Origin of the sequence: Paenibacillus chondroitinus NBRC 15376 (assembly GCF_004000765.1) — a bacterium.
Lineage (GTDB): Bacteria > Bacillota > Bacilli > Paenibacillales > NBRC-103111 > Paenibacillus_E > Paenibacillus_E chondroitinus.
Genome location: NZ_BILW01000090.1, coordinates 1 through 6,161 on the forward strand (window position 1 = coordinate 1; position 6,161 = coordinate 6,161).

Below are 6,161 nucleotides of genomic sequence, written 5' to 3' on the forward strand. Positions count from 1 at the left end.
GCAGCATGCCCTCCGGCAGCTGCGGCGGGATGTACAGCAGCGCCGGCTTGCCCGCTGCTGCTGCCAACTGGCGTACCTCTCGGAGGTACGCCAAAGCTTCGTCCGGTGGCCAGCCTTCGGCGAGGCCATCGATGTAGAAGCCCGCCGCGTACGGCGCCAGCTTCTCCAGCAGCTCCTGCTGCTGAAGCAGCGCTTCGCGCGGCGTGCTGCCCGGCATCGGCCGGAGCCGCACGAAGTGCGGCAGGCGATGCCCCGTGCCCTTGCGCAGCCGCTCGGCGATCGCGTCTGCGCCGGCATTGGCGTAGCCATCGGGGTACACGATGGCTTCCTGCTCGGGGACGCGCTTGATAGGCGCGTCGCAGCGCACTTCGCGCACGGTGACGGGGCCGAGCTCGATGAAGCCGATCCCGAGCTGGGCCAGCGCTTTGTGCGCGATGCCTTCGGGATCGAGCGCCCCGCTTAGGCCGACGGGGCACGGAATCGGCACTCCGGCGATTTCGTCTTGCAGCACGGCCGACTGCTCGAAGTGCCCCATCGTTTTGATCACGAAGGTACCGCCCGGCATGCGGCTTAACCCGCCCATCGTGTGTAATGTAAGGTCCCGTGCGATCTTGGACGGCAAACGAAACAAAAGTGGTTTAAATATCGAATGATAAGACCAGTCAGGCATCTATGCGCTCCTGTCTCTTATAATGATATGGAAATTTGTTCATTTCTAGTATAACGCGAAAAAGATTGAAATGAATATAGACACAGATTGTTGTCTTTTCAAGTGATTACAATCACACCTCACCCGTTTGCTTTTTACTATACTTACCTCATAACCACCAAAACTTTCTGAAATGAGGCGAGTTCCTACGCTAAGTCAACAATCCATCGATACCATTAAATCCACAGCTCCCGTATTAGAGATACATGGTACATCCATAACGAAACGTTTCTATGAAATGTTATTCACTTCACACCCCGAACTGCTGCATATATTTAACCATGCTAATCAAAAACAGGGCAGACAGCAAACCGCTTTGGCGAATGCCGTTTATGCTGCTGCGCTTCATATTGACCGGCTCGAAGCCATTTTGCCCGTTGTGAAACAGATTGCTCATAAACACCGCAGTCTTGGGGTGAAGCCGGAGCATTACCCGATTGTCGGCCAGCATCTGCTTGCCGCCATTCAAGAGGTGCTCGGAGAAGCGGCTACGCCGGGGATTTTACAAGCTTGGGCCGAAGCCTATGGCATCATCGCGGATGCTTTCATCGGAGTTGAAGCGGATATGTATCGCCAAACAGAAACGCAAGCGGGCGGTTGGTCGGATTTTAAACGTTTTCGAATTGCTCGGAAGGTGAAAGAAAGCGATGTGATTACTTCCTTCTATCTTATGCCTGAGGACGGGGCTCCACTCCCAACATTTGAACCGGGGCAATATATCAGCGTCAAACTCGAAATTCCAGGCGACACGTACACACATATCCGCCAGTACAGCCTCTCGGACGCTCCAGGAAAACCTTATTATCGCATTTCTGTAAAACGGGAAAATCTCTTAGCCGAACGACCTGACGGGAAAGTTTCGATGTTCCTGCACAATGAGACAAAGGAAGGCGATGTTGTTCTAATCTCTGCGCCAGCGGGGGATTTCACCTTGAACCAGCAGGATACCCGTCCTGTCGTGCTCATCAGCGGCGGCGTAGGATTAACACCGATGGTTAGCATGCTGCAAACATTGGCCGCCACGAATCCCCAGCGCCAAGTGACGTTCATCCATGCGGCTCAGAACAGCCAGCATCATGCCTTCAAAGGACATGTTGAGGAGCTCGCCTCACAGTATCCAGCACTGAGCTTTTATTGGTGCTACGATAAACCTACGGCATCGGATCGGGCAGAGAACTCTTTTCATCGAGAAGGTCACGTAAGTCTGGACTGGCTTCAAAGCATCGTGCCTACGTCCGCGGCAAGCTTCTATTTCTGCGGTCCCGTGCCTTTCATGAAAGCTGTAAACAGCGCCCTTCGCGAGTGGGGGATCCCGGAAGAGGACCGGCACTTTGAATTCTTCGGCCCTGCGGGAAGCTTATAATTTCGCCACTTTCTCCCGGAGAAGCCGGTTCACGGTTTCCCGGCGCAGCCCGATCAATTGGCCGATCTCTTCCTGCGTCAGCACATCCGTTAAAACCGTGGTGCCCAGGTAACTGTGCATCCACTGTTCCAGCTTTTGCAGCTTCACCGTCGGAGTTACTTCGGTCAATTGATCAATCCGCTGCTGCATCATCCGCAGCTTCTCTTGCAGCTGCTGCGCAATGATCCTGAAGCGCTCAGGATTGTGATCCAGTTCACGGTACCAGTCCTCGGAAGGAATGGTTTCAATTTCACTAGCTACCAGTGCGACTGCCGTCCCATAATAAGGCTTGGGGCTAATCAGAGAATGGTGAGGAATTGTCTCCTCCGGCACAATGATATTCACGAGTGTGGCATGGCCGTCTTCGTGTACACGGACAATTTTGAGCAGCCCGCTTTTGAGCCGATACAAGCCTCCCGATTCCCCTTGACGAAACAACGTCTCGCCTTTGTGAAGCTTCATCCTTCAGTCTCCTCTACGCGAAAAAGCGACAGCAGTTCTTATGCTGGTCGCTTTTATTTGTTTGGTTTAAAGTTCTTTTTTTATAGCCGTTGGGGTCGGCATCATCTTGCTGAGAAACTGCGAGAAAGCTTCCGACCATCGGGAGACGACCGGTACTTGCTCGACTTTCGCGATGAGCCACACAAATATGATGAGTCCAAGCAGAGAAACCAATACGGCTGCCGGTAGAGCCCAAATCGAGGTCGTATGCGCAAAAAAAGGAATAAACGACACCGACAAGATCGGAGCAGCGTTCCATTTTAAAACCTGAATAAGTGAAATCGTGATAATAGCCGTTAGAAAAAAGGAGAGCGTGCCTTGACTAATGCTGTACATGACGCTTCCAAGCGTGACAGCAATAATCGCCCCAAGGGTGATTCGCCCGACATCTTTAATTTGATCCACACGATGCATGAAGAGGAAGCTGAAAGCACCAAGCGTAGGATAAAAGACCATCCGAAGCGATGGAAAATGATAGGATGCCCAGTAAGCACCCATTAAATAACAGCAAATGACGAGTGAACGTAAAAGCATCGATGAGTTCCGTCCTTTATTGTAAGTCATAGGAAGAGTCATAAGAGGCTCAAAACCCTTCTTATTTTACATAAGATCGGATAAAATGGTCAAATCCAATTTTCGTATATATTAACCACGTTAATGATTAATTACCATCTATAGACACCGTCGTTGAGGCAAAAAACTTCGATACCGCAAACGATGCCGCCCCCAGAACCGTCGAACGGTCGCTCAGCTGCGAGAACTCCACGTTCAGCAGCTTCCGTGGAAGCGGCAATGAGCGTTTCTCCAACAGTTGGAGCAGCGGCTTCATGAGCCACTTCTCCGCTCCGGCCAAGCGGCCTCCGAGAATGATGAACTCGGGATTATAACCGTTAATGATGTTAACGACGCCTACGCCGAGATAATACCCGAGTCGCTCGAACAGTGCGATGACCTTCTGATCGCCGGCTTCCGCCTTGCTCAGCAGCATATCGAGCTGCGCGGGCTCTCCCAGTTCCAGGCGGGCTTGCTCCAGCAGCGCATGTTCGGACGCATACAGCTCCCAGCAGCCTAAGCTTCCGCAGCGGCATTTCGGTCCGTCATGCTGGATCGAAATGTGCCCGATCTCGCCGGAGAATCCGGTTGCTCCACGGTACAACTCTCCCTTAATGATAATACCGGCGCCAATCCCGATCCCGATCGAGATATACACCAGGTTCGCGGTGTCTTTCCCCGCTCCAAACTGCTTCTCTCCTACAGCTCCTGCATTCGCTTCATTATCAATAACGACGGGAATGTTGAACGCTTCCTCGATATCCTTTTGCAGCGGCACGTTCTCCCAGCTTAAGTTAGGAGCGAACAGCAGATTGCCGTCATCATCGCAGATGCCCGGCACGCCAATGCCGATGCCGATGATGCCGTAAGTGCTCTCCGGCGCACTGTCGATCAGCTCGCGGATCGTTACCTTCAGCAGCGGAATGACGGATTCAACGGATGCGTTGTCATGTTGAACTCTTTTTTCGCTGATCACCTTGCCGGTTAAATCTGTCAAAACAGCCAGAATATCATGGACGCCGAGATCGACGCCGATGGCATATCCGGCCGTCCCATTGAACAGCAGCATCATCGGCTTACGCCCGCCGCTGGACTCGCCGGCCCCGATTTCATCGACCAGACTGCTTTCGATCAATTCGTTCACGAGGCTGGATACCGTCGCTTTCGTAAGCCCTGTAATCTCCGCGATCCGTGCGCGGGATATCGGCGAATCCGTGCGAATATGGTGCAGCACAATGGATTTATTTATTTTTTTCACTAAATTCAAATCGCCTGTTTGTTTCATAACTAGCCCCCACACCGCTCCAATAGCTTGTCTTTTCTTGTAATTGAACTGATTTTAACACGAATGGCATCCTCACGCACTAACTAAGTTTGTTTAATGAATTTACAAACTTTGCGAATGATGCTATGATGGCTTCATAAGCATTTATAAACTCATTTTGGAGGCTGAATTCATGAGCTACTTTGATAACATCCAACAAATCAAATACGAAGGCCGCACATCGACGAACCCGCTGGCATTTAAATTTTATAACCCTGACCAAGTGATTCTAGGCAAAACGATGCGTGAACATATGCGTTTTGCAATCGCTTACTGGCACTCCTTCTCTGCTAACGGCTCCGATCCGTTCGGCAGCGGTACGGCTGTTCGCGCTTGGGATCAATATTCCGGCCTTGAACTGGCGAAAGCGCGTGTTGACGCATGTTTCGAGCTGCTGCACATTCTTGATGTAGACTACTTCGCTTTCCATGACCGCGACATCGCGCCAGAAGGCAGCACGCTGCAAGAAACGAACCAATACCTGGACGAAATCGTTGGTCTGATCAAAGACAAGATGCAAGCTTCCGGCAAAAAATTGCTGTGGAACACTGCGAATATGTTCACGAACCCTCGTTTCGTGCACGGCGCTGCTACGACGAATAATGCTGACGTTTTTGCTTATGCTGCTGCACAAGTGAAAAAGGCTTTGGATCATGCCAAAGAACTCGGCGCTGAGAACTATGTTTTCTGGGGCGGCCGTGAAGGTTATGAGACGCTGCTGAACACGGACCTCGGTCTGGAGCTCGACAACCTTGCCCGCTTCCTGCACATGGCGGTTGATTATGCCAAAGAAATCGGCTACACCGGCCAATTCCTGATCGAACCTAAGCCGAAAGAGCCTTCCAAACATCAGTATGATTTCGATGCGGCTACTACGCTTTCATTCTTGCAAAAATACGACCTGCTTCCGTATTTCAAATTAAACTTGGAAGCTAACCATGCTACGCTGGCTGGACACACTTTCGAGCACGAGCTTCGCGTTGCCCGTATTAACGGCGTTCTTGGTTCCATCGATGCGAACCAAGGGGATCTATTGCTCGGCTGGGATACCGACGAGTTCCCGACTGACCTGTACGCGACGACACTTGCGATGTACGAAATCCTGCTGAACGAAGGCGGAATCGGCAGCGGTGGCGTGAACTTTGACGCTAAAGTTCGCCGTACGTCCTTCGAGCCTATTGATGTGGTGTATGCTCACATCGCAGGTATGGACTCCTTTGCACGTGGCTTGCAAGTCGCTGCCAAAATGATCGAAGACCGCGTATTCGATAACATTCTCGACACGCGCTACGCTTCCTTCAAATCCGGCATCGGCGCGGATATCGTGTCCGGCAAAGCAAACTTCAAAACACTTGAAGCTTACGCGCTTGAGAACAGCCATAACATTGTTAACCAATCCGGCCGTTTAGAATTGATTAAAGCTACGGTTAACCAGTATCTGATTAACGCATAATTACCTGCTGATTAGGCGTGCGGTACTCGCGCCGAGCAAACCATGAGACTGTCTTCGAAGGCCAGAAATGGCCTGAGGGGCAGTCTTTTTTGTCTGCGCTGTTGCGGGGCAGGTTGGTTGGCGTGTTAGCGTGCTAGCTGCTGGTCGATTGTCTTGTAGAGCGCCAATGGAGCTGCAAGTACTCCTTAGGTTGTACTTTGAGGTAGCTAGCTTGGTTTCA

General features: G+C 51.5%; 5 protein-coding genes and 1 pseudogene. 2 read left to right on the forward strand and 4 right to left on the reverse strand.

The window, feature by feature from the left end:
- Positions 1-670 (reverse strand): annotated as a pseudogene (locus PCH02S_RS35210) (hypothetical protein); the annotation flags it as partial.
- A gap of 172 nt (positions 671-842) precedes the next feature.
- Here PCH02S_RS35210 and hmpA point away from each other — a divergent pair.
- Entirely contained in the window at positions 843-2,072 is a 1,230-nt protein-coding gene (gene hmpA, locus PCH02S_RS35215) for an NO-inducible flavohemoprotein (RefSeq protein WP_127458755.1), read from the forward strand.
- On the opposite strand, the gene PCH02S_RS35220 is transcribed toward hmpA, so the two are convergent.
- The 3 genes from PCH02S_RS35220 to PCH02S_RS35230 form a co-directional block, all read right to left on the reverse strand.
- Entirely contained in the window at positions 2,067-2,573 is a 507-nt protein-coding gene (locus PCH02S_RS35220; protein ID WP_127458756.1) for a Crp/Fnr family transcriptional regulator, read from the reverse strand. The two genes, hmpA and PCH02S_RS35220, sit on opposite strands and share 6 nt — an antisense overlap.
- A gap of 66 nt (positions 2,574-2,639) precedes the next feature.
- Positions 2,640-3,146 carry a hypothetical protein gene (locus PCH02S_RS35225; RefSeq protein ID WP_127458757.1) on the reverse strand — a complete coding sequence of 169 codons (507 nt, stop codon included), beginning with the start codon at positions 3,144-3,146 and terminating at the stop codon, positions 2,640-2,642.
- Between the two features lie 127 nt (positions 3,147-3,273).
- On the reverse strand, positions 3,274-4,449 hold the full coding sequence (locus tag PCH02S_RS35230; RefSeq protein WP_127458758.1) for an ROK family transcriptional regulator: 1,176 nt from the start codon (positions 4,447-4,449) through the stop codon (positions 3,274-3,276).
- 172 nt (positions 4,450-4,621) lie between these two features.
- Here PCH02S_RS35230 and xylA point away from each other — a divergent pair, with 172 nt between their 5' ends.
- Entirely contained in the window at positions 4,622-5,941 is a 1,320-nt protein-coding gene (gene xylA, locus PCH02S_RS35235; protein WP_127458759.1) for a xylose isomerase, read from the forward strand.
- The last annotated feature ends 220 nt before the right edge of the window (positions 5,942-6,161 follow it).